Origin of the sequence: Pseudomonas fluvialis, from assembly GCF_014207935.1 — a bacterium.
In the GTDB taxonomy this organism is placed as follows: Bacteria; Pseudomonadota; Gammaproteobacteria; order Pseudomonadales; family Pseudomonadaceae; genus Aquipseudomonas; species Aquipseudomonas fluvialis_A.
The window spans coordinates 327,958-351,303 of sequence record NZ_JACHLL010000002.1 but is presented as its reverse complement, the minus strand read 5'-3'; the positions used below and the strand labels follow the sequence as shown (position 1 = coordinate 351,303).

At 63.4% G+C, this 23,346-nt stretch carries 23 protein-coding genes and 1 pseudogene; 14 read left to right on the top strand and 10 right to left on the bottom strand.

Translation table 11 applies throughout. The annotated features are described in order from the left end of the window. Positions 1-25: 25 nt before the first annotated feature. A complete protein-coding gene (gene pap, locus HNP49_RS06680; RefSeq protein ID WP_184681737.1) occupies positions 26-1,516 on the top strand; it encodes a polyphosphate:AMP phosphotransferase in 1,491 nt (496 codons plus the stop codon). A gap of 11 nt (positions 1,517-1,527) precedes the next feature. On the opposite strand, the gene HNP49_RS06675 is transcribed toward pap, so the two are convergent. Continuing rightward, positions 1,528-1,746 carry a DUF6316 family protein gene (locus HNP49_RS06675; RefSeq protein ID WP_184681735.1) on the bottom strand — a complete coding sequence of 73 codons (219 nt, stop codon included), beginning with the start codon at positions 1,744-1,746 and terminating at the stop codon, positions 1,528-1,530. A gap of 100 nt (positions 1,747-1,846) precedes the next feature. Then, positions 1,847-2,863 (bottom strand): DUF2804 domain-containing protein, encoded by a 1,017-nt coding sequence (locus HNP49_RS06670; RefSeq protein WP_184681733.1) that lies wholly within the window; start codon positions 2,861-2,863, stop codon positions 1,847-1,849. A gap of 223 nt (positions 2,864-3,086) precedes the next feature. Here HNP49_RS06670 and HNP49_RS06665 point away from each other — a divergent pair, with 223 nt between their 5' ends. The 5 genes from HNP49_RS06665 (at position 3,087) to HNP49_RS06645 (ending at position 7,363) form a co-directional block, all read left to right on the top strand. Further along, positions 3,087-3,581: a DUF2059 domain-containing protein gene (locus tag HNP49_RS06665; protein WP_184681731.1), complete on the top strand. Its 495-nt coding sequence runs from the start codon at positions 3,087-3,089 to the stop codon at positions 3,579-3,581. A 2-nt stretch (positions 3,582-3,583) separates the two neighbouring features. Continuing rightward, entirely contained in the window at positions 3,584-3,889 is a 306-nt protein-coding gene (locus tag HNP49_RS06660) for a BolA family transcriptional regulator (protein ID WP_184681729.1), read from the top strand. Between the two features lie 121 nt (positions 3,890-4,010). Further along, positions 4,011-4,946: a rhodanese-related sulfurtransferase gene (locus HNP49_RS06655; RefSeq protein ID WP_184681727.1), complete on the top strand. Its 936-nt coding sequence runs from the start codon at positions 4,011-4,013 to the stop codon at positions 4,944-4,946. 1 nt (position 4,947) lies between these two features. Beyond that, positions 4,948-5,580: a DsbA family protein gene (locus tag HNP49_RS06650; protein WP_184681725.1), complete on the top strand. Its 633-nt coding sequence runs from the start codon at positions 4,948-4,950 to the stop codon at positions 5,578-5,580. Beyond that, positions 5,573-7,363 (top strand): ABC transporter ATP-binding protein, encoded by a 1,791-nt coding sequence (locus tag HNP49_RS06645; RefSeq protein ID WP_184681717.1) that lies wholly within the window; start codon positions 5,573-5,575, stop codon positions 7,361-7,363. Before HNP49_RS06650 ends, HNP49_RS06645 begins: the two co-directional genes overlap by 8 nt. Positions 7,364-7,366: 3 nt before the next feature. Here HNP49_RS06645 and HNP49_RS06640 read toward each other — a convergent pair whose 3' ends face one another. The 4 genes and pseudogenes from HNP49_RS06640 to HNP49_RS18960 form a co-directional block, all read right to left on the bottom strand. Further along, positions 7,367-7,729, bottom strand: coding sequence for a 4a-hydroxytetrahydrobiopterin dehydratase (locus tag HNP49_RS06640; protein ID WP_184681715.1), 363 nt, complete (start codon positions 7,727-7,729; stop codon positions 7,367-7,369). A 57-nt stretch (positions 7,730-7,786) separates the two neighbouring features. Then, positions 7,787-8,539 (bottom strand): hypothetical protein, encoded by a 753-nt coding sequence (locus tag HNP49_RS06635; protein WP_184681714.1) that lies wholly within the window; start codon positions 8,537-8,539, stop codon positions 7,787-7,789. Positions 8,540-8,733: 194 nt separating this feature from the next. Continuing rightward, positions 8,734-9,447: a methyl-accepting chemotaxis protein gene (locus HNP49_RS18965; protein ID WP_409372534.1), complete on the bottom strand. Its 714-nt coding sequence runs from the start codon at positions 9,445-9,447 to the stop codon at positions 8,734-8,736. A gap of 141 nt (positions 9,448-9,588) precedes the next feature. Beyond that, positions 9,589-10,341: pseudogene (locus HNP49_RS18960) on the bottom strand (HAMP domain-containing protein); the annotation flags it as partial. Between the two features lie 112 nt (positions 10,342-10,453). On the opposite strand from HNP49_RS18960, the gene arfB reads away from it, so the two are divergent. The 8 genes from arfB (at position 10,454) to HNP49_RS06590 (ending at position 18,855) form a co-directional block, all read left to right on the top strand. Then, on the top strand, positions 10,454-10,867 hold the full coding sequence (arfB, locus tag HNP49_RS06625; protein WP_184681711.1) for an alternative ribosome rescue aminoacyl-tRNA hydrolase ArfB: 414 nt from the start codon (positions 10,454-10,456) through the stop codon (positions 10,865-10,867). A gap of 313 nt (positions 10,868-11,180) precedes the next feature. Continuing rightward, the gene (gene acs, locus HNP49_RS06620; RefSeq protein WP_184681709.1) at positions 11,181-13,136 is read left to right on the top strand and encodes an acetate--CoA ligase; all 1,956 of its coding nucleotides are present in this window, start codon (positions 11,181-11,183) and stop codon (positions 13,134-13,136) included. Between the two features lie 502 nt (positions 13,137-13,638). Then, entirely contained in the window at positions 13,639-14,415 is a 777-nt protein-coding gene (locus HNP49_RS06615; RefSeq protein WP_184681707.1) for an ABC transporter substrate-binding protein, read from the top strand. 121 nt (positions 14,416-14,536) lie between these two features. Continuing rightward, positions 14,537-15,226, top strand: coding sequence for an ABC transporter permease (locus HNP49_RS06610; protein WP_184681706.1), 690 nt, complete (start codon positions 14,537-14,539; stop codon positions 15,224-15,226). Between the two features lie 13 nt (positions 15,227-15,239). Next, positions 15,240-15,938, top strand: coding sequence for an ABC transporter permease (locus HNP49_RS06605; RefSeq protein ID WP_184682516.1), 699 nt, complete (start codon positions 15,240-15,242; stop codon positions 15,936-15,938). 10 nt (positions 15,939-15,948) lie between these two features. Beyond that, the gene (locus HNP49_RS06600; RefSeq protein WP_184681704.1) at positions 15,949-17,061 is read left to right on the top strand and encodes a succinylglutamate desuccinylase/aspartoacylase family protein; all 1,113 of its coding nucleotides are present in this window, start codon (positions 15,949-15,951) and stop codon (positions 17,059-17,061) included. 23 nt (positions 17,062-17,084) lie between these two features. Then, the gene (locus tag HNP49_RS06595) at positions 17,085-17,849 is read left to right on the top strand and encodes an ABC transporter ATP-binding protein (protein ID WP_184681702.1); all 765 of its coding nucleotides are present in this window, start codon (positions 17,085-17,087) and stop codon (positions 17,847-17,849) included. Between the two features lie 19 nt (positions 17,850-17,868). Then, positions 17,869-18,855 (top strand): GlxA family transcriptional regulator, encoded by a 987-nt coding sequence (locus tag HNP49_RS06590; protein ID WP_184681701.1) that lies wholly within the window; start codon positions 17,869-17,871, stop codon positions 18,853-18,855. A 24-nt stretch (positions 18,856-18,879) separates the two neighbouring features. Here the strand turns inward: HNP49_RS06590 and HNP49_RS06585 are convergent, their stop codons facing one another. The 4 genes from HNP49_RS06585 to HNP49_RS06570 form a co-directional block, all read right to left on the bottom strand. Continuing rightward, a complete protein-coding gene (locus HNP49_RS06585) occupies positions 18,880-19,977 on the bottom strand; it encodes a GGDEF domain-containing protein (RefSeq protein WP_311772076.1) in 1,098 nt (365 codons plus the stop codon). A 117-nt stretch (positions 19,978-20,094) separates the two neighbouring features. Then, the gene (locus tag HNP49_RS06580) at positions 20,095-21,411 is read right to left on the bottom strand and encodes a hemolysin family protein (protein ID WP_184681699.1); all 1,317 of its coding nucleotides are present in this window, start codon (positions 21,409-21,411) and stop codon (positions 20,095-20,097) included. A gap of 73 nt (positions 21,412-21,484) precedes the next feature. Further along, complete coding sequence (locus HNP49_RS06575) at positions 21,485-21,811, bottom strand: hypothetical protein (RefSeq protein ID WP_184681697.1); 327 nt, start codon at positions 21,809-21,811, stop codon at positions 21,485-21,487. A gap of 327 nt (positions 21,812-22,138) precedes the next feature. Then, on the bottom strand, positions 22,139-23,317 hold the full coding sequence (locus tag HNP49_RS06570; protein ID WP_184681695.1) for a VWA domain-containing protein: 1,179 nt from the start codon (positions 23,315-23,317) through the stop codon (positions 22,139-22,141). Between the last annotated feature and the right edge of the window lie 29 nt (positions 23,318-23,346).

Sequence of the window (23,346 nt, the reverse complement as noted above, 5' to 3'; positions counted from 1 at the left end):
AGCAGCATTGCACAGGGAGATCGGGATGTTCGAATCAGCGGAAATCAAGCACGCCATCGATGAAAAATCCTTTGAGCAGCAGCTGCCGGCTTTGCGTGAGGCCTTGCTGGAAGCACAGTTCGAGCTGCAGCAGCAGTCGCGTTTCCCGGTGATCATCCTGATCAACGGCATCGAGGGGGCCGGCAAGGGCGAGACGGTCAAGCTGCTCAATGAATGGATGGATCCGCGTCTGATTAGCGTCGAGACCTTCGACCTGCAGACCGACGAGGAGCTGGCGCGCCCGCCGGCCTGGCGTTATTGGCGCAAGCTGCCGCCCAAGGGGCGTATCGGCATTTTCTTCGGCAACTGGTACAGCCAGATGCTCCAGGCTCGTGTCGATGACCGCATCAACGATGCCGTGCTGGACCAGGCCATCGATGCCGCCGAGCGCCTGGAGCGCATGCTCTGTGACGAGGGTGCGCTGATTTTCAAGTTCTGGTTTCACCTGTCGAAGAAACAGATGAAAAATCGCCTCAAGGAACTGGAGGGCGATCCCTTGTCCAGCTGGCGCCTGAGCCCGCTCGACTGGCAGCAGTCCAAGGTCTACGACAAGTTTGTGCGCCACGGGGAGCGGGTGATACGCCGCACCAGCCGTGACTATGCCCCCTGGTATGTGGTGCCGGGGGCCGACGAAAACTATCGCAGCCTGTTCGTTGCCCGCACCCTGCTCGATGGCCTGCAGGTAGCCCTGCAGGAACAGCAGCGCCCGCAGCGCCATCCCCATTCGGCCCCCCTGGTATCCAGCCTGGACAACCGGGGGCTGATCGACAGCCTGGATCTGAGCCAGACGCTGGCCAAGGATGACTACAAGACCCAGCTGGCCACCGAGCAGGCGCGCTTTGCCCGGCTGATGCGCGACAAGCGCATGCGCCAGCATGGCCTGGTCGTGGTGTTCGAGGGTAACGACGCGGCCGGCAAGGGCGGGGCGATCCGTCGTCTGGCGGCGGCACTCGACCCGCGCCAATACCACGTGGTGCCGATAGCCGCGCCGACCGAAGAGGAGCGTGCTCAGCCCTACCTGTGGCGGTTCTGGCGGCATATCCCGCCGCGCGGCAAGATGGCGATCTTCGACCGCTCCTGGTACGGCCGGGTACTGGTCGAGCGGGTTGAGGGTTTCTGTTCTCAGGCCGACTGGCTGCGTGCCTACGGAGAGATCAACGATTTCGAGGATCAGCTGGCGCGTGGTCGCATCGTGCTGGTGAAGTTCTGGCTGGCGATCGACAAGGAAACCCAGTACGCGCGCTTCAAGGAGCGCGAGGAAGTCGGTTTCAAGCGTTTCAAGATCACCGAGGAGGACTGGCGCAACCGTGACAAGTGGGATCAGTACGTCGACGCGGTCTGCGACATGGTCGATCGCACCAGCAATTCACGCGCGCCCTGGACACTGGTCGAGGCCAATGACAAGCGTTTTGCCCGGGTCAAGGTGCTGCGCACCGTGAACGAGGCGCTGGAAGCGGCTTTCGCCCAAGATCTCTAGGTGCGTTCCGGTCAGTGACTGAGGCTGCCGGAGCGGGCGGTCAGGGCGCTGGCCTGCTGCATGCGGCGGATGTACTGGTCGATATTGCGTTCAGCATCCACGCGGGTGAAGTAGGGGCCTTCCAGCGTCCCTTCGCGGGTGGAGAAGAAATACTGGCCGTTGATGGCGCTTACCCGCTCGCTGCGATAGTGGCTGCGGGGCGCGGGGTCGAGGCTGCGTTTACCGAACATGGCATGGTCTCCTGTATGGCAAGGGGCACCCACTTCAGTCTAATCAGCGCGGCGGCGGGCGCTGAAGTAGGCGACCAGTGGTTGTTTTTTGTACAGTCGTCTACCAGCGTGCCTGATTCAGGCCGATCCAGCCCAGAGCGCTGTGCACGGGCACCTTGTCGCCATCCTCGGCCAGCAGCACACCGCTGAACTCGCCGAACCACTGGCGGTTGTCGTGGTACAGCGGGCCAAATTGCGGGCAGGTGCGATGCAGCTGGCGCGGACTGAAGGTGAGTTCGACCCGGCCGCATTCACTGCGGATAGACCAGGGACTGAGGGGCTCGCTGCTGTTGTCGGGACGAAAGCTGACCTGACTGTCCAGCTTGGCCAGCTTGCCGCCAAACCACAGGGCGTTGTCGGTCAGGCCGCTGCCGTCGGTCCAGCCAGTGCCGAAGTTGCCGGCGATGCCGCCGGGCGCGGCAAAGGCCACGCGCGACCAGTCGCTGTTGTGCGGCCACAGGCCGCGGCCGAAATCCAGGGCGGCAAAGCTGCGCCCAGGGATGCACTGGTAGCTATGCGAGCCCAGCTTGAGGCTGCCGGTAACCGGCAGGCCGAGCTGGCGGCAGCTGGCATGGAAGCCACCCTTGGCGAACGGCACCACCAGATTCATCGATTCCAGGTGCGCGGGGCGCTGGATATCCAGTTCGACTTGCAGGTGCTGTCCGCCGATATCCGGTGCGTTGACGCTCAAGCGTGTGCGTCCGGCCTGTTCGTCGACCCGCATGTGCAGTTGCGGATGTTCGAAAGACTGGCTGGCCTGAGGGGTGTCTGCCAGTTCGCAGCCACGCGCCAGCGGGCTGCGGCGGGTGAAGGCGACACTCTTGCCGGAGTGCAGATCAAGGAAGTAGGCCGCAGCGAACCCCATCAGGTCGAGGTCGGCCAGGGTAATGGCGAGCATCCAGTTCGGCGTGGTGATGCACCAGTGATTCCAGCGCTTGCGCCGGCCGAAATGCCCAGGGATATGGCAGTCCAGCTGCGGTCGGGCAGACCAGCCGACGGCCGCAGGATTCAGCCGGCCGTCGCCCAGGCAGAGTGGCACAGTGGCGCTGGCCGGCAACGGTGAAACCAGACTGTTCATTGACACATCCTTGTGCGCAAAGCCGTGGTTGTACGAAAGAGTGAAGTGGTCTGCGAGCGTGCCGTCATTGTCGGGCACTGACAAGTGCTGGCATTTTGGCAATCGGATGAACGGTGTGCTGCTGCCGCTTTATCCCGTGCGCCAGTGCACACCTTTGGTTGCTTGAGCCGCTCGCCGCTTGGGCGCAGAATGCCGGACTTTCCACCCTCGAACAGGATTTTCGATGAAAGCGCTGCGTCTTCTCAGTTCCGCCCTGTTGCTGGCCGCCCTCAGTGGCCAGGCTCTGGCCGATGCCGCCAGCCATGCCGCCAACGCCGAGCAGTTCCTCAAACTGGCCCGTGCCGACAAGCTGACCGTGCCAGTGTATGCCCAGGTGCAGCAGATGTTCGCCCAGGGCTTTGCCCAGGCCAAGGCGCCGGAGGCCAAGAAGTCCGTGCTGGAGCGTTACCAGGCCAAGGCCAATGCCGAGCTGGACAAGGCGGTCGGCTGGCCGGTGCTCAAGCCAGAGCTGGTCAAGTTGTACACCAATGCCTTCTCCGAGCAGGAACTCAAGGATCTGCTGGCCTTCTACCAGTCGCCACTGGGCAAGAAAGTGCTGGAGAACATGCCGATGCTGACGGCCGAATCGGCTCGTCTGACCCAGGCGAAACTGCAGAATGCCGTTCCTCAGGTGAACAAGTTGGTGGTCGAGATGAACAAGGAACTGGGAGTCAAATAAGCATGTCCATGCGCGAACGTCTGCTGGCCAGTCTGGCCGCTTTGCAGCCCGAGCACCTGGATGTGCTGGATGAAAGCCACATGCACAGCCGTGGCCAGGAAACCCATTACAAGGCGGTGATCGTCAGCGGGCAGTTTGCCGGGCTGAATGCGGTCAAGCGCCATCAGCGGGTGTATGCCACCCTCGGTGAACTGATGGGGCAGGTGCATGCCTTGGCATTGCACACCTTTACCCCCGAGGAATGGGCGGCACAGGCGGCGGTGCCCGATTCGCCGACTTGCCGCGGCGGCAGCAAGCACGACCACTGAGCCGACCTGGCTTGGGCCGGCGCCCCGGCTTTTGTTAGACTGTGACACCCCGCGCCGGCCTTGAGCCGGCGCCTTTGTTTCAGGTTCGCCCTTTACGTGGGCGCTCACCGAGGTATTTCCCATGACCGCCCCCATCGTCGTCGCGGCGCTGTACAAGTTCGTCTCCCTGCCGGATTACCTCGCCCTGCGCGAGCCGCTGCTGGAAACCCTCCTGCAGCATGAAATCAAGGGCACGCTGCTGCTGGCCGAGGAGGGCATCAATGGCACCGTCTCCGGCAGTCGCGCCGCCATCGATGCCTTGCTCGTCTGGCTCCGGCAGGATCCGCGCCTGGCCGATGTCGACCACAAGGAGTCCTACTGCGAACAGCAGCCGTTCTACCGAACCAAGGTCAAGCTGAAGAAGGAAATCGTCACCCTCGGCGTACCCGGTGTGGACCCCAATGCAACGGTCGGCACCTATGTCGAGCCCGCCGACTGGAATGCCCTGATCAGCGATCCAGAGGTGCTTCTGATCGACACCCGCAACGACTATGAAGTTGCCATCGGCACCTTCGAGGGGGCCATCGACCCCAAGACGGCATCATTCCGCGAATTTCCCGACTACATCAAGACGCACTTCGACCCCAGCCGGCACAAGAAAGTGGCGATGTTTTGCACCGGCGGCATCCGTTGCGAGAAGGCTTCCAGCTACATGCTCGGCGAGGGTTTTGCCGAGGTCTATCACCTCAAAGGCGGTATTCTTAAATACTTGGAAGAGGTGCCGGAGGCGCAGTCGAAGTGGCGTGGCGACTGCTACGTGTTCGACAACCGGGTCACCGTGCGTCATGACCTCTCGCGCGGCGACTATGAGCATTGCCATGCCTGCCGCCAGCCGGTGTCCGCCGAAGAGCGCCTGTCCGAGCATTACCAAGCGGGCATCAGTTGCCCGCACTGCTGGGACAACCTGCCGGAGAAGACCCGTGCCTCGGCTCGCGCCCGCCACCTGCAGATCGAACTGGCGGCAGCGCGCAACCTGCCACACCCGATCGGCTTCAACTACAAGGCCGAGGAGCACTGAGATGGCTGTCACCCGCCTGCTCTATGTGATGGACCCTATGTGCTCCTGGTGCTGGGGCTTTGCCCCGGTGGTCGAGGCCCTGACCGAGCAGGCGGCACGGTTCGGTGTGGCGCTGGAGCTGCGGCTCGGTGGTTTGCGTCGCGCCACCGGCATGGCGCTGGACAGCCAGTTGCGCCAGACCATCCTCGAGCACTGGCGGGCGGTGGCTGAAACCACTGGGCAGGCCTTCCGCTTCGAGGGTGCCATGCCGCCCGGCTTTGTCTACGACACCGAGCCGGCCTGCCGCGCGCTGGTCGCTGCCCGTGCTCTGGACGCTACAGCGCTGCCGGCGCTGCTCAAGGGCATCCAGCAGGCCTTCTATGCCGAGGGCCGCGATGTGACCCTCACTGCCGAGCTGCTGGCCCTGGCTGAAGCCGCAGGCTTGCCACGGCAGGCCTTTGCCGAAGCCTTCGATGCCGCGCACGCGGCCACGGCGGCGGATTTCGCCTGGGTCGATGGCCTGGGTATCAGCGGTTTCCCCACGCTGCTGGCCGAGCACAAAGGCCAGTTTGCCCTGCTGACCAATGGCTACCAGCCGCTGGCGCAACTGCAGCCGTTGCTCGGTCGCTGGCTGGAGCGCGTGGCGCATGCCTGAGGCCGCGCCTGACCGGCTCAGCTGGGCGGAGATCCGCCAGCTCGCCCTGCGTCACCGCAAGGCGCTATTGCTGGCCAATCTGCTGGCGGTGCTGGGCGTGCTGGCCAGCGTGCCGATCCCACTGCTGCTGCCGTTGCTGGTCGATGAGGTCCTGCTTAATCAGGGTGATGCGGCCCTGCGGGTGATGGACCGGCTGTTGCCTTCGGCCTGGCAGCAGGCCACTGGCTATATCGGCCTGATTCTCGCCAGCACCTTGCTCCTGCGCTGCAGTGCCTTGCTGTTCAACGTACTGCAGGCGCGCCTGTTTGCCCGTCTGTCCAAGGACATCGTCTACCGGTTGCGCCTGCGTCTGATCGAGCGGCTCAAGCGGATATCCCTGGGTGAATATGAAAGCCTGGGCAGCGGCACGGTGACGGCTCACCTGGTGACCGACCTGGATACCCTGGACAAGTTCGTCGGCGAGACCCTGAGCAAGTTCCTGGTGGCCGTGCTCACCCTCACGGGCACCGCGGCGATCCTGCTGTGGATGCACTGGCAGCTGGCGCTGCTGATCCTGCTGTTCAACCCGCTGGTGATCTACGCCACGGTGCAACTGGGCAAACGGGTCAAACACCTGAAGAAGCTGGAGAACGACAGTACCGCGCGCTTTACCCAGGCACTGAGCGAGACCCTGGAGGCCATTGGCGAGGTGCGCGCCAGCAATCGTCAGGGTTTCTTCCTCGGTCGACTCGGCCAGCGAGCCGAGGAGGTGCGCGACTTTGCCGTGGCCTCGTTGTGGAAGAGCGATGCGGCCGGTCGTGCCAGTGGCCTGCTGTTCCAGTTCGGTATCGACGTTTTCCGCGCTGCGGCGATGCTCACCGTGCTGTTTTCTGACCTGTCGATCGGCCAGATGCTCGCGGTGTTCAGCTACCTGTGGTTCATGATCGGACCGGTCGAGCAACTGCTCGGCCTGCAATATGCCTACTATGCTGCCGGCGCTGCGCTGCAGCGTCTCAACGAGCTGCTGGCGCGCGCCGATGAGCCGCAATATCCGGCGCGCCGCGATCCTTTTGCCGACGTGCAGACACTGGGCATCGAGATCGAGGGGCTGCGCTTCGCCTACCGCGATGAGCCGGTGCTGGATGGCCTCAACCTGCGCATTGAGGCGGGCGAGAAAGTGGCAATCGTCGGGGCCTCTGGCGGTGGCAAGAGCACCCTGGTGCAGCTGTTGCTCGGCCTTTACACGCCTCAGGCCGGCACGATTCGCTTTGGCGGGGTGAGCCAGGAGGAGATCGGCCTGGCCGGCATTCGCGACAACGTGGCGGTGGTCCTGCAGCATCCCGCGCTGTTCAATGACACGGTGCGTGCCAACCTCAGCATGGGCCGTACGGTCACTGATGACGAGTGCTGGCGCGCCCTCGGCATCGCCCAGTTGGCGGACACGGTGCGCGGCCTGCCGCTGGGGCTGGACAGCGTGGTCGGCCGTTCCGGTGTGCGCCTGTCCGGCGGCCAGCGCCAACGCCTGGCCATTGCCCGGATGATTCTGGCCAGGCCCAAGGTGGTGATTCTGGATGAGGCCACCTCGGCGCTGGATGCCGCCACCGAATATGCCCTGCACCAGGCGCTCGGCGATTTTCTGCAGGGGCGCACCACGCTGATCATTGCCCATCGTCTGTCAGCGGTTAAGCAGGCCGACCGTGTACTGGTGTTCGATGGCGGGCATATCGCGGAGCAGGGCGGGCACCAGCAGCTGATCGCCGATGGCGGGCTCTACGCCAAGCTTTACGGCCATCTGCAACACTGACTTTCAGCCCTCGCGCAGGCCCTCGGCGGTCTCGCTCAGCAGGTCGCAGTGGGCGGCGAGAATGAAATCGTTTAGCTGCAGGCCGGAGCAGTTGTGGGTCCACCAACTGACCGTCAGTCTGCCCCACTCGGTCAGCAGGGCCGGGTGATGGTCGGCGGCCTCGGCCAACTCTCCGATGGCATTGGCAAAGGCCAGTGCCTGGGCAAAGTTGCCGAAGTGAAAGACCCGCTGCAGGCGGGCAATTCCCTCGATCTCGATGATCTGCCAGGTGGGCAGCTGGCTGAGTAACTGTTGCTGCTCTGTGCTCGGCAGCGGCGGGGTGGCGCCGCTGCAGGGGATGCAGCGGGCTTGGCGGAGTTCGATCATGGGGCGACTCCCAGCGTGTTGGCTGTGTAGCAGACTAGCCTGCCGGGTGGGCCAGAGTCACTGGGCGCTCTGGCTCAGGCTGATCCACTGATTGCTCAGGGCGCGCGCATGTCGGTCGACGGTGGTCGGGGCGAAGGCGCGGCCGGAGTTGCTGGTCAGCGCATTGCTCTGGCTATTCATGTCGAGCAGGGCGCTGCGCAGGTATTTCCAGCGCATTTTCAGCTTGTTCAGTTGAGGGTCCTGGCTGTCCAGCCTGGCCAGTTCCTCGTCGATGGTCGGCACCAGGCGGCGCTCGTCCTGACCCAGGTAATGCTCGGGCTGTTCGCGGGCAATTTCGAAGTTGCCGATGTAGGAGCGGCTCAGATACTGCACGGCCAGGTATTCGACCTTGGCCGGCAGCTCGGCATTGGGATCGGCGCTCGGCTGCTGGCTGGCATGGGTCAGCAGGTCGCGAAGCGACTGCGCCAGGTCCTCGGGGTAGCGCCAGGGCATCTTGTCTTCGTCCGGGCCGTAGGCCACGCCGGCCTGCAGCTGCTTGACCAGTTCTTCGCTCAGTGGTTGCAGCGCGGGGTCGTTCTGCACGGCTTCGCGGGTCGCGGCCTGCAGGTCGGCGATGTCCTGTTGCAGGCGATTGAGGTGGGCCTGCTGAAAGCCTTCGCCGCGCAGCAGCAGCAGGCTGACGGTGGCGCGGTTGGCGTACAGCTGGACCTGGTCGACGGCGCTCATCGAGGCGGCTTGAGCGAGGTTGCCGAACAGCAGCAGGGCACAGGCGAGCAGGTGGGGCAGGACGGACAGACGAATGCCGGGCATCGGGGCGCTCCTTATTGTTGTTGTGGCGCTTGGGCGTTACGAGGACGCCGGCTGTCACGTTACTGCGGTGGATTAACCCCGGGTATGGATCGAAAGAATGAAAATGTCTGGGTCGTGAAGTACGTCGCAGGCATGAATGGCGTTGCTCCGACTAGGTCGCTGCGGTTTCCGCAAGATCTATTCGGAGCAGCGCGTTACAGGCGGAAACGGGCGACCGAACTCTGCATGGCGCTGACCACCGACTCCATCTGCTCGGTGGCGGCTGCCAGCTGGTGAATCGAGGCATGGTTGCGTTGTGCGACCACACTGATCTGCTCGACGCGCAAGGCCACTTCGTTGCTGGCCTTGCTCTGCTCGGCGATGGTGCTGGAAATCTCCTCGACCATCGAAGCGGCACGTTGCGCGCCATGGCGTATCTGGTTGATCGAGGCACCGGCCTGCTGCGCCAGGTCGACGCCGCTGCTGACCCGCTCGACGCCAGTAGCCATGCTGCTCACGGCCTGCTCGGTGCTACTGCGGATGCGCTCGATCATCTGGGTGATTTCCTGGGTCGATTGCGAGGTGCGCGCCGCCAGGTTGCGTACCTCATCGGCCACCACGGCAAAGCCGCGACCGGCCTCACCGGCGCGCGCCGCCTCAATGGCGGCATTGAGTGCGAGCAGGTTGGTCTGTTCGGCGATGCTGTTGATCACCTGGATGATCGAGTGGATTTCCTCGGAGGATTGGCCGAGCACGCTGATGGTGCTGGAGGACTGGTTGACGGCCTCGGCAATGCGGCTCATGCCGTCGACCACATCGAGGATGACCTGACCGCCACTGCTGGCCAGCTGTTCCGATTGCGCCGAGATGCCCTGGGCATTGCGGGCATGTTCGGCCACCTGTTGGATGTTGTGGATCATCTGCTCCATGGCTGCGGCCACGTTGGTGGCACTGTCGGCCTGCTCGCTGGCGCCGTCGACGATGTTCTGCGAGGTCCGGTTGAGGTGCACGGCAGTGTTGTGCAACTGACTGCTTTCATGGCGAATGGTGTCGATCATCTGGCGCAGATTGTTCTGCATGTCGATCAGCGCCTGCTGCAGCTGCCCGGCCTCGTCCTGGCTTTCCACTTCGATCCGATTGCCCAGGTTGCCCCCGGCAATGGCCTGGGCCACGCTGACCGCCTTGAGCAGCGGGCGCAGCACGGCGCGCAACAGTTGCTGGGTGAGTAGGGCAAGCAGGCCGGCAATGGCGAAGATGCCGATCACCAGCAGCCAGTTGGCCCGGGAACTGCTGGCTTCGGCTTGTGTGTGGTTACTCTGGGCCATCTGCTCGATCAGCTCGCTGAGCGCCTCGTTCTTCTCTTCCAGTTCGCTGAAGCTGGCTGCAAACCTGGGCAGTGCCTGAAGAGCGGCCTGGCGATCCCTGAGCGCCAGTTCAGCCACCTGCTGTGCGTCGCGGATATAAGCGTCCAGCGCAGGGCGCGAGGCGGCAATGGCGGCGCTGACTTCAGGCCCCAGCGGCAGCTTGGCGTTTTCCTCCAGGCTGCGCTGGAACCACTCACTGTGCTCGCGGAGCTCGCTGCGCAACTGGCTGACGGCCGCGCTGTCGCTGCTGTCGACGACGAAGGCATTGAGTACGTCGGCGCGCAGGCCGTCATGCATCATGTCGCCTTCCAGATGGTTGCGCATGGCCTGCAGGCTCAGTTGATTCTGCGCCAGGGCCGTGGCCATCTGCGTTTGCCCCCAGTAGCCGATGCCACCCAGACCGACGGCTGCTAGCACGCTGATGACACCACTGAGGATCATTTTCTGTTGCAGGGTCATTAAGCGGACTCCCTGTGCGTTGACTGTCTGAACAAGACTAGTCGAATCCTTCAGGCTGTCCCGGTAGGCCTTTGGCGGCTAAGCTGGCGGCCTTTCGTTGTGAGCGTTGGTCATGCTTGAAGTCACCCGTTCCGTGCACCTGCCGCTCGATGAAATCGAGCTGACCGCCATTCGTGCCCAGGGCGCCGGCGGACAGAACGTCAATAAACTGTCCAGCGCCATGCACCTGCGTTTTGACAGCCAGGCCTCGTCGTTGCCGCCCTTCTACAAGCAGCGTCTGCTGGAGCTGCGCGATGCGCGCATCACGGCCGAGGGCGTGGTGATCATCAAGGCCCAGCAATACCGAACCCAGCTGCAGAATCGCGCCGATGCTCTGCAGCGCCTGCTCGAACTGCTGCAGGTGGCCGGCCATAGCGACAAGCCGCGGCGTCCGACCAAACCCACCCGGGGCTCGCAGCAGCGGCGCCTGGACGGCAAGCAGAAGCGCGGCGCGATCAAGGCCGGGCGGGGCAGGGTGGATTTCTGACCGCGCGCTGGTCGGTCGGTGATGGCCTCTGGTCGGACGCGACCTTGGTCGAATGGCAAGCTTCACCGATGCGGCTAATACTGGTTCCCGAGTGATGTGTTACCCCAAGACGCGTGTGATTGTGGTGCTTCCCTGGAGTACCCGAGTTGGCGGCCAAAGTGGCCGCCATTTTTTTTGCGCGGCCGCTCAAGATCGAGCCATTGCTGCCTGGACCATGGTTCTGTTGCGGTAAGACCATGGTCGAATGGCTGGGGAGTGAGGGCAGCGGTACAAAGTCGACACAGACCCAGCAACCGATTCCGAGGACACCACCATGAGCACTGCCAACCTCTATCCCGTTCGCCCGGAAGTGGCGGCCCAGTCCCTGGTGGATGATGCCCGCTACAAGGCCATGTATCAGCAGTCGATCATCAACCCGGATGGCTTCTGGCGCGAGCAGGCCAAGCGTCTCGACTGGATCACCCCCTTCACCAAGGTCAAGCAGACCTCCTTCGACGACCACCATGTCGATATCAAGTGGTTCGCCGACGGCACCCTGAACGTCTCGGCCAACTGCCTGGATCGCCACCTGGAAACCCGCGGCGACCAGATCGCCATTCTCTGGGAAGGCGACGATCCGTCCGAACATCAGGAAATCACCTACCGCCAGCTGCACGAGCAGGTGTGCAAGTTCGCCAATGCCCTGCGTGGCCAGGACGTGCACCGCGGCGATGTGGTGACCATCTACATGCCGATGATCCCCGAAGCCGTGGTGGCCATGCTCGCCTGTACCCGTATCGGCGCCATCCACTCGGTGGTGTTCGGCGGCTTCTCGCCGGAGGCCCTGGCTGGGCGCATCATCGACTGCCAGTCGAAGATCGTGATCACCGCCGATGAAGGCGTTCGCGGCGGTAAGAAGACCCCGCTCAAGGCCAACGTCGACGAGGCGCTGACCAACCCGGAAACCGCCAGCGTGCAGAAGATCGTGGTGGTCAAGCGCACCGGAGGCGACATCAAGTGGCACGGCCACCGCGACGTCTGGTACGAGGACCTGATGAAGGTCGCGTCCAGCACCTGTGCGCCGAAGGAAATGGGCGCCGAGGAGGCGCTGTTCATCCTCTATACCTCCGGCTCCACCGGCAAACCCAAGGGCGTGCTGCACACCACTGGAGGCTACTTGGTCTACGCGGCCATGACCCACGAGTACGTGTTCGACTACAAGCCGGGTGAGGTCTACTGGTGCACAGCCGACGTGGGCTGGGTCACCGGTCACAGCTACATCGTTTACGGCCCGCTGGCCAACGGTGCCACCACCCTGCTGTTCGAGGGCGTGCCGAACTACCCGGACGTGACCCGCGTGCAGAAGATCATCGACAAGCACAAGGTCAATATCCTCTACACCGCGCCGACCGCGATCCGCGCCATGATGGCCGAAGGCCGTGCCGCGGTGGAGGGTGCCGACGGCTCCAGCCTGCGCCTGCTCGGCTCGGTGGGTGAACCGATCAACCCGGAAGCCTGGCACTGGTACCACGATGCCGTGGGGCAGGGCCGCTGCCCGATCGTCGACACCTGGTGGCAGACCGAAACCGGCGGCATCCTGATCAGCCCGCTGCCGGGTGCCACCGCGCTCAAGCCGGGTTCGGCCACCCGTCCGTTCTTCGGCGTGCAGCCGGCACTGGTGGACAACCTGGGCAACCTGCTGGACGGTGCCACCGAGGGCAACCTGGTGATCATCGATTCCTGGCCGGGCCAGGCCCGTACCCTGTACGGCGACCACGACCGCTATGTCGACACTTACTTCAAGACCTTCAAGGGCATGTACTTCACCGGTGACGGCGCCCGTCGCGACGAGGACGGCTACTACTGGATCACCGGTCGCGTGGATGACGTGCTCAACGTTTCCGGCCACCGCATGGGTACTGCCGAGATCGAAAGCGCCATGGTCGCCCACCCGAAGGTCGCCGAGGCCGCCGTGGTCGGCATGCCGCACGACATCAAGGGGCAGGGCATCTATGTCTACGTCACCCTGAACAGCGGCGAAGAGCCCAACGAGGCGCTGCGTCAGGAACTGCGCAATTGGGTACGCAAGGAGATCGGCCCGATCGCCTCGCCTGATGTCATCCAGTGGGCTCCGGGATTGCCGAAGACCCGCTCGGGCAAGATCATGCGCCGCATCCTGCGCAAGATCGCCGTCGCCGAATACGACTCGCTCGGCGACATTTCCACCCTGGCCGACCCCAGTGTGGTGCAACACCTGATCGACACCCATCGCGGCATGCAGGCGGCGTAAGCCTCTCTTGACCGCAGCGCCCCAGCCACAAGCCGGGGCGTCTACTCGGCCCGCCCGGCAATCGTCGTGCGGGCCTTGTTCATTGTGTGCGAAGGGTAACGGTGCAAGGGGTAACGCTCGGCACCCGGATGGGGCGTGAGCACCCATCATCTTCCGCCCGCGCGGCTGGGGGCTGCCAGCACGATGGCTCTGTGCCGGGGCTTACCGTCAGTCGGATCAAGTTGGCCTGGGAATTGAATGATTGACAGGTTTTGAAATCTGTCCGTTCGGTCATTTTTCGCCTACCCTGTCAAGGGTCTATCCCGCGCCGTACCTGCCTTCTGTAATTTGTTGTCGCATCCAGGAAATAACCCCCTTTGCACCGTCGCTAGAATGCCGAGCACCGTCCTGGCGGCTCAGGCCTGCGCGTTGCGCAGGCAGGGCTGACGATACTTTCTACACTGGCCAGATGACGAACACGCTTCAACTGCCAATCGCTCATTCCTATTTCGGGAGTCACAAGATGAAAAAGATTGCACTGCTCGGCGCACTGACCATGGCCCTGCTGGCCCCCCTGGCACAGGCTGAAGACAAGCCGTTGCGCATTGGCATTGAAGCCGCCTACCCACCCTTCGCCATGAAAACGCCGGAAGGCGCCATCACCGGTTTCGACTACGACATCGGCAACGCCCTGTGCGAAGAAATGAAGGTCAAGTGCCAGTGGATCGAGCAGGAATTCGATGGCCTGATCCCGGCACTCAAGGTGCGCAAGTTCGACGCCGTGCTGTCCTCGCTGAGCATCACCGAAGACCGCCTGAAGTCGGTGGACTTCACCGCCAAGTACTACCACACCCCGGCCAAGCTGGCGATGAAGGCCGGCACCGTGATCAACGACCCGCTGGTGGATCTCAAGGGCAAGAAAGTCGGCGTTCAGCGCTCCTCGATCTACGATCGCTTTGCCACCGAGCAGTTCACCCCGGCCGGTATTGAAGTGGTCCGTTACAGCTCGCAGAACGAGATCTTCCTCGACCTGGCTGCCGGTCGTGTCGATGCCACCCTGGCCGATGTAGTCAACATCGACGATGGCTTCCTCAAGACCGACGCCGGCAAGGGCTTTGCCCTGGTGGGCCCGGACTACAACGACGTGAAGTACTTCGGTAACGGTGCCGGTATCGCCGTGCGCAAGGGCGACAAGGCCACTGCGGAGAAATTCAACACCGCCATCGCCGCCATCCGCGCCAATGGCAAGTACAAGGCCATCCAGGACAAGTACTTCCAGTTCAACGTCTACGGCGAGTAATGGCAGCGGCCCCTCCACGGGAGGGGCCGCGTGCTCGCGCAGGCCGGCACCCGGGCGATCCCCGGTGCCGGCGTGATGTCTCCAGTGGCGCGACCCGCGCCCTGCATGAGGAAGTCTGATCATGCTCAATGGTTACGGCGCCACGATTATCGATGGCACCTGGCTGACCCTGCAGCTGGCGCTGAGTTCGATGGCGGTAGCCATCGCCCTGGGGCTGCTGGGCGCCGCCTTTCGCATTTCCCCGTTGCGCTGGCTGTCCGGCCTGGGCGACGCCTATGCCACGGTAATCCGCGGCATTCCCGATCTGGTGCTGATCCTGCTGATCTTCTATGGCGGCCAGGACATGGTGAACCGCCTGGCACCGATGCTCGGTCACGACGATTACATTGATATCGACCCGTTCATTGCCGGTGTCGGTACCCTCGGCTTCATCTACGGCGCCTACCTGTCGGAGACCTTCCGCGGTGCCTTCATGGCCATCCCCAAGGGGCAGGGAGAGGCTGGCCAGGCCTATGGCATGAGCGGCCTGCAGGTGTTCTTCCGCATTCTGGTGCCGCAGATGATCCGCCTGGCCATTCCCGGCTTCACCAACAACTGGCTGGTGCTGACCAAGGCCACCGCGCTGATCTCGGTGGTCGGCCTGCAGGACATGATGTTCAAGGCCAAGAACGCCGCCGATGCCACCCACCAGCCGTTCACCTTTTATCTGGCGGTGGCGGGCATCTACCTGTTGATCACCAGCGTCTCGCTGCTGGCCCTGCGCTATCTGGAAAAGCGCTACTCGGCCGGTGTGAAGGCCGTGGAAATCTAAGCGGAGCGGCATGATGATCTTCGACTACAACGTGGTTCTCGACAGCCTGCCGCTGTACTTTAGCGGCGTGCTGGTGACCCTCAAGCTGCTGGCCATTTCCCTGGCGTTCGGTCTGCTGCTGGCGGTGCCGCTGGCGCTGATGCGCATCTCCAAGCAGGCGGCGGTGAATTTCCCGGCCTGGCTCTATACCTACGTCATCCGCGGCACGCCGATGATGGTCCAGCTGTTTCTCATCTATTACGGCCTGGCCCAGTTCGAGGCCGTGCGCGCCAGCTTCCTCTGGCCTTACCTGAGCAGCGCCACCGTGTGCGCCTGCCTGGCCTTCGCCTTGAATACCAGCGCCTACACCGCCGAGATTCTGGCCGGCAGCCTCAAGGCCACGCCCCATGGCGAGATCGAGGCGGCCAAGGCCATGGGCATGTCGCGCTTCACCTTCTACCGCCGCATCCTGCTGCCTTCGGCGCTGCGCCGGGCACTGCCGCAGTACAGCAACGAAGTGATCATGATGCTGCACACCACCAGCCTGGCCTCGATGGTGACGCTGGTCGACATCACCGGTGCGGCGCGCACGGTCAACTCGCAGTACTACATGCCGTTCGAGGCCTTTGTTACCGCCGGCCTGTTCTACCTGGGGCTGACCTTCATCCTGGTGCGCCTGTTCCGGCTGGCCGAGCACCGCTGGCTGGCCTACCTGGCCCCGCGCAAGCACTGAGGGCGCGGCCATGCAGAGAATCGACCACCTGCTGCCCTGGGCGAGCCTGGGCAGCGAGCGCCGGCTGAGCGTGTTCCGCTTCGGCAGCGGGGCGCGCAAGGCCTACATTCAGGCCAGCCTGCACGCCGACGAACTGCCGGGCATGCGCGTGGCTGTAGAGCTCAAGCGCCGTCTTGCCGAGCTGGAAACGGCCGGACAGTTGCGCGGGGTGGTCGAACTGGTGCCGGTGGCCAATTCCATCGGCCTGGCGCAACTGTTTCTGGCCAATCATCAGGGCCGTTTCGAACTGGCCACCGGCAAGAACTTCAACCGTGACTTCGTTGATCTGGAGCCTCTGATCGCCCCGGCACTGGCCGGACAGCTGGGCAGTGATGCGGTCGCCAACGTGGCCCTGGTGCGCGAACAGATGCGCCTGGCGCTGGCTGCCCTGCCGCCCGCGGCGTCGGAGTTGCAGGGTCTGCAGCGCCTGCTCCTGCAGCATGCCTGTGATGCCGATGTGGTGCTGGACCTGCACTGTGACTTTGATGCCGCCGTGCACCTGTACAGCCTGCCGCAGCAGTGGCAACAGTTGGCGCCGCTGGCGGCACGCCTGCAGGCTGGCGCTGTCCTGCTCTGCGAGGATGCCGGTGGCAGTTCGTTCGATGAGTCCTGCTCGACGCCCTGGCTGCGTCTGGCCCGGCGTTTTGCCGACAAACCCCTGCCGCTGGCCTGCCTTGCCACCACGGTGGAGCTGGGCGGCATGCTCGATACCGATGGCGAGCGCTGTGCCACGCAGGCCGAGGCCATTCTCGCCTTCCTCGCCGGGCAGGGCCTGATCGCTGGCCTCTGGCCAGAAGCGCCCGCCGACGTGTGCAGCGCCACGCCCTTCGAGGGTGCGCAGTACGCCCTGGCGCCCCATGCCGGCGTGGTCAGCTACCTGCAGCCGGTTGGTGCTCGCGTGGCGGCCGGTGATGCCCTGTTTGAAGTGCACGATCCGCTGGCCGATCGCCACAGCATCGTGCGCGCCACCACCAGCGGGGTGGTCTATGCCCGCGAACGTCTGCGTTATGCCCAGCCGGGCCTGTGGCTGGTCAAGGTCGCCGGCGCTACTCCCATTCGTCAGGGTCGCTTGCTCAGCGACTGATTCGCTTCCAGAGAGTCAAAACCATGTACAAACTCGAAGTTCAGGATCTGCACAAGCGCTACGGCAGCAATGAAGTGCTCAAGGGCGTGTCCCTGGCGGCCAAGGCGGGCGACGTGATCAGCATCATCGGCTCCAGCGGCTCGGGCAAGAGCACCTTCCTGCGCTGCATCAACCTGCTGGAGCAGCCGCACTCGGGCAAGATCCTGCTCAATGGCGAGGAGCTCAAACTCAAGCCCGGCAAGGATGGTGCGCTCAAGGCGGTGGACGCCAAGCAGCTGCAGCGCATGCGCTCGCGCTTGTCGATGGTGTTCCAGCACTTCAACCTGTGGTCGCACATGAGCGCCTTGGACAACGTCATGGAGGCGCCGGTGCATGTGCTCGGCGTGAGCAAGGCCGAGGCCCGCGACAAGGCTGAGCACTACCTGGCCAAGGTCGGTGTGGCGCACCGCAAGGATGCCTATCCGGGACACATGTCCGGTGGCGAGCAGCAGCGCGTGGCCATCGCCCGCGCGCTGGCCATGGAGCCGGAGGTGATGCTGTTCGACGAGCCGACCTCGGCGCTCGATCCCGAACTGGTCGGTGAGGTACTCAAGGTCATGCAGGACCTGGCCCAGGAAGGCCGCACCATGGTGGTGGTGACCCACGAAATGGGTTTTGCCCGCGAGGTGTCCAACCAGTTGGTATTCCTGCACAAGGGGTTGGTGGAGGAAACTGGCTGTCCGAAGGAAGTGCTGGCAAATCCGCAGTCCGAACGTCTGAAACAGTTCCTTTCCGGCAGCCTGAAATAAGCGTCTAGACTTGCACACCATGACAACCCCGCAGCGCATCACCTTTCTGCTTTGGCCCTCCGTGCGCCCCATGACTCTGGCGCTGGCGGAGGAGGTGCTGCGGGTTGCCCGCCGCGTGCATGCCGATGCCCATTACGAGCTGCAGCTGTTGCATGCCGAGCCCTTTGCCGAGGGCACTGGCTGGCGCCTGCCGGGCGTACCGTGGAGCGGTACGCTGGAGCACACCGATCGGCTGTTCCTGTTTGCCGATGAACCGCCGGTGAACATGCCGCCGGCGCTGCAGAGTGCCCTGAAACAGGCTGCCCGCAGTGGTTGCGTGCTGGGTGCCTTTGCCGCCGGGGTGTTTCCGCTGGCCCAGTTGGGTCTTCTTGATGGCTACCGCGCTGCCGTGCACTGGCGCTGGCTGGACGAGTTCGCCGAGCGCTACCCCAAGGCCATTGCCACCAACCATCTGTTCGACTGGGACCGTGACCGCCTGACGGCCTGTGGCGGCATGACCGTGGTCGACCTGCTGCTGGCCGTGCTCAGCCGTGATCACGGCGCTGAACTGGCCGGTGCGGTCAGCGAGGAACTGGTGGTCGAGCGTATCCGCGAAGGCGGCGAGCGCCAGCGCATTCCGCTGCAGAACCGTCTGGGTTCCAGCCATCCCAAGCTGACCCAGGCCGTGCTGCTGATGGAAGCCAACATCGAAGAGCCGCTGACCACCGACGAGATTTCCCAGCATGTTTGCGTGTCGCGCCGCCAGCTGGAGCGCATCTTCAAGCAGTACCTCAACCGCGTGCCCAGCCAGTATTACCTGGAGCTGCGCCTGAACCGCGCGCGGCAGATGCTGATGCAGACCAGCAAGTCGATCATCCAGATCGGTCTGTCCTGCGGTTTCTCCTCCGGCCCGCACTTCTCCAGTGCCTACCGTAACTTCTTCGGCGTCACGCCGCGTGATGACCGTAATCAGCGCCGCGGCCAGCACCCGGCCGATGCCCAGCCGCTGATGGTCGAGCGCGGCTGAGAGCAACCCGCCGGCCCCGGCGGGTTACAGCACCTCTATGCGATTGCGGCCACTGGCCTTGGCCTTGTACATCGCCCGGTCAACGCGCTCCAGCATGCTGCTCAGGTCATCACCCATACGAAACTGTGCCACGCCGAAGCTGGCCGTTTTGCGTTGTACCGTATCGAAGTCGAAGGCTTCCAGGCGCTGCTGAAGGGTGTGTGCGGCGGCTCTGGCCTGCTCGCTGTCGGCTTCGGGCAGGATGATGAGGAATTCTTCGCCGCCCAGCCGGCCGACCTTGTCGACCATGCGGACGTTGCGCCGCAGCAGGGTGGCGAACTGCCGCAGGACTGTATCGCCCACGGCATGGCCATGGGTGTCGTTGACGTTTTTGAAATGGTCGATGTCGATCAGGATCACGGAAAACGCCGTGCCGTAGCGCTGCGCGCGGGCGAGCTCTTCGGCGAAGAGCTGGTCGATGCGGGCGCGGTTCCACAGGCCGGTCAGGCCATCAATACTGGCACTGAGGGCTAGCTGGCTCTGCTGCAGAAACATGGTCTTGTGCACCTTTTCCAGCATGAAGGCGCTGAGCAGGCCGAAGGATGTGGCCGCCAGCGTCCATACCAGGTGCAGGTGCTGCAGCCCCGGTTGCAGCGAGTCGCCCAGCGTGGTCGCAAGAATCAGCACGGCTGCCGCGCCACCGGTGAGGACGGACTGGCGCAGGGTCATACCGGAGATGGCGAAGATCCAGATAAGGATCAGGTAGAGCTCGGGACTGAAGTAGGCGAAGTCGTTGTGGTGGCTATTGAGATACAGGTGATTGATGGTCGCGTTGATCGGCGAGGCGATCAGCAGGGCGAGCATCGGCCGGTACAGCTGGGCGTAAAAGCTCATGATGCCGACGGCCAGCAGCGTGGCGGGCACCACGAAGCCGTGGATCAGCAGGCGCAGCGTGAGCTGGTCACTGGCCACTTGCTGTTCGACGGCGGCATACACCAGATACAGCAGGGCGGTGAGGAAGGCGACGTAACGGATCTGTGGCACCTTGGCCTGCTGGTACCAGGTGGCAAACTCCTGCTGCGTGGAGTCGCTCAAACCGTGCAGCGGATCCAGCGAGCGCTTAAGCGTACTGATCAGCGTCACCCGGGTGCTCCTGTCAAAAGGCCATCATGGCATACAGGATAAGCCACTCAGCATTTCGCGCGCCTGTTGTCTCTCAGCTTTTTGAGGCAGCCCTACGTCGGTTGCCGATCGGCTGTTTTAAGGCAGAGTAGCGTCATCGAGGTTGTCGTCCCTGGTTTCGACCGGGGAGGCCAGGACCTTGTCGATGCGTTTGCCGTCCATGTCGACCACTTCGAACATCCAGCCATCCCATTGCACCCGGTCGCTGGTGGCCGGCACACGTCCCAGAAGTAGCATGATCATGCCGGACACGGTGTGGAAGCGTCCCTTGTCTTCTTCGGGAACGCTCTTGAGCGTCAGGCGATCCTTCATCTCCGGAATGGGGATGGCGCCGTCCAGCAGCCATGAGCCGTCGTGCCGCTGCACGGCCCAGGCGTCTTCGGCATTGTTGGGGGTGAACTCGCCGGTGACGGCTTCCAGCACATCCTGCAGGGTGACGATGCCCTCCAGTTCGCCGTACTCGTCGATGACGAATGCCATCTGCATGCCGCTGGCGCGGAACTGCTCCAGTAGCTCCATGCCGGTGAGGGTTTCCGGCACGTAGACGCAGTGGTGCAGCTGGGCGGTGAAGTCAGGTTGTTCACCTTTGGCCAGGCAGGCGAAAGCCTGTTTGGCGTGTACTACACCCAGCAGGTTGTCCAGGCCGCCGTCACACACCGGGAAACGCGAGTGCTCCGATTCGATCATCAGCTGGATGTTCTCTTGCGCCGGCTTGCGCACATCGATATAGACCAGATCCGAGCGCGGGATCATCAGCGAGCCGAGCTGGCGGTCGTCCAGACGGAACACATTGCGCACCATCTCGTGCTGATGCTGTTCGATGACGCCGGACTCCGAGCCTTCTTCGAGCATGGCGTGGATTTCTTCTTCGGTGACGCCCGAGTTGTTGACCAGACGCACGCCCATGATGCGCAGAATGGTGTGGGTCGACCAGGACAGCAGCAGCACGAACGGGCGGGTCAGGAAGGACAGGGTCACCATCGGCCGGGCAACCAGACGGGCGATGGCTTCCGGGTTGAGCTGGCCGATGCGCTTGGGCACCAGTTCGCCGATCACGATGGAAACATAGGTGATCACGATCACCACGCCGGCGGTAGCACCGATACTGGCTGTGGAGCTGTCAACGCCAAGCGACTTCAGCCATTCAGCCAGGGGCGCAGCCAGCACGGCCTCACCGACGATACCGTTGAGGATGCCGATGGAGGTGATGCCGATCTGGATGGTCGAAAGAAACTTGGTCGGGTCTTCGCCAAGTTTCAGAGCCACGGCGGCCGATGAGTCGCCATCGGCCGCGAGCTTCATCAGCCGGGCTTTTCTGGCGGCGACCAGCGCGATCTCCGACATGGCGAACAGGCCATTGAGGATGATCAGCAAGGCCAGGGCAAAAAATTCCATTGTTGTTCTCCCAGTGCGTTTTCTGCGCACTGCCTATTCATTAATTCGGTATTCGATGTCTTGCCCGGTGCGCTCAGCAGGATGACGGCTGAGCAGCGCTTACCGGCGCCAGCTGCTGCAGGCATTCGCGTGTGCAGCAACCCAGGGCTGCGCCCTGCAGATCACAGAGTATCCCCAGCTCGGCTTGCTTGCGGCCGAGTAGGCGCAAGGCCTCGCCAAGGCTGATGGAAATGGGCAGGCAGGGCGTCAGGGTGACGAGGCGCTGTACATCGGCGCGGTTGCCGGTCAGCAGCTCGATGGCCAGTGGTGTTCTATGAACATAGCCCAGCGGAAAGTCTTCTTCGGCGCTGGCGAACACCAGCAGGTAGCCGGGCGGGCTGTGCATGACCGCCGCGCGCATGGCGGCGCGGCTGCTGTCGAGGTCGATCCGCGGGAAATGCTCCAGCGGGATCAGAAGCTGCGCTAGCAGATCGCTAAGAGACCGCGGGGAATCTGACTGAAGAGGTTGTGAGTTGCGCGGGCTTTCCTTGCAGGGAAAGCGGCAACTGGGAGGTTCCGATAGGGCTGACATTGGATTCTGTTGCAAACCAAGGGAACCAAAGCATACCTGCGGTTGTCGCGCAGGCGGGCGGCGGATTTTTTACAAGCTGTGTTTCGGTTGGTTGGGCGTATCCCGCCAATGAAGAGGCCGCCTGAAAAGGCGGCCTCGGCTGTTACTGCCCAGGGCTTATTTGGAGAGAAAACGCATGCCTTCTTCCAGGCCCTGCAGGGTCAGCGGGTGCATCTGGTCGTTGATCAGCTCGCGCACCAGTCCGGTGGAGGCGGTGTAGTCCCAGCTGCTCTTGGGGTAGGGGTTGATCCAGATGAGCTTCTTGTATTTCTCCATGAAGCGTTTCATCCAGACGTAGCCGGCTTCCTCGTTCCAGTGCTCCACGCTGCCGCCGGCCTGGGTGATCTCGTAGGGCGCCATGGCGGCGTCGCCGACGAACACGACCTTCCAGTCCGGACCGTACTTGTGCAGCAGGTCATGGGTGGGGTAGCGCTCACTGGTGCGGCGCAGGTTGTTCTTCCACACGCTTTCGTAGATGAAGTTGTGGAAGTAGAAGTACTCTAGGTGCTTGAACTCGGTCTTGCAGGCCGAGAACAGCTCCTCGCAGACCTTGACGTGGGCGTCCATTGAGCCGCCGATGTCGAAGAGGATCAGCAGCTTCACCGTGTTGCGCCGCTCCGGACGCATCTGGATATTCAGCAGGCCGCCGTCTTTGGCCGTGTGGTCGATGGTGCCGCCCAGGTCGAACTCTTCCGCGGCGCCTTCGCGGGCGAACTTTCGCAGACGGCGCAGGGCCACCTTGATGTTGCGCGTGCCCAGCTCGACCTGATCGTCGAGGTTCTTGTACTCGCGCTGGTCCCACACCTTGGCGGCCTTGCCCTGGCGCTTGCCGGCGTCGCCGACGCGGATGCCTTCGGGGTTGTAGCCGCCGGAGCCGAACGGGCTGGTGCCGCCGGTGCCGATCCACTTGTTGCCGCCGGCGTGGCGTTCCTTCTGTTCTTCCAGGCGCTTCTTGAACTCTTCGATCAGCTTGTCCAGGCCACCGAGGGACTGGATCTGCGCCTTTTCCTCATCGGTCAGGTGTTTCTCGAATTCCTTGCGCAGCCATTCCTCGGGAATCAGCGCTTCAAGGTGCTCGTTGAGGTTCTCCAGGCCCTTGAAGTAGGCGCCGAAGGCACGGTCGAACTTGTCGAAGTGGCGCTCGTCCTTCACCAGGATCGCCCGGGCGAGGTAGTAGAACTCGTCCATATCGGCGAACACCACGTTGTGTTTCAACGCGTTGATCAGGTCGAGCAGCTCGCGCACCGACACCGGCACCTTGGCTGCGCGCATTTCATTGAACAGGTTGAGCAGCATGAACATGCCCTCGGTTAAATCTGTGACTC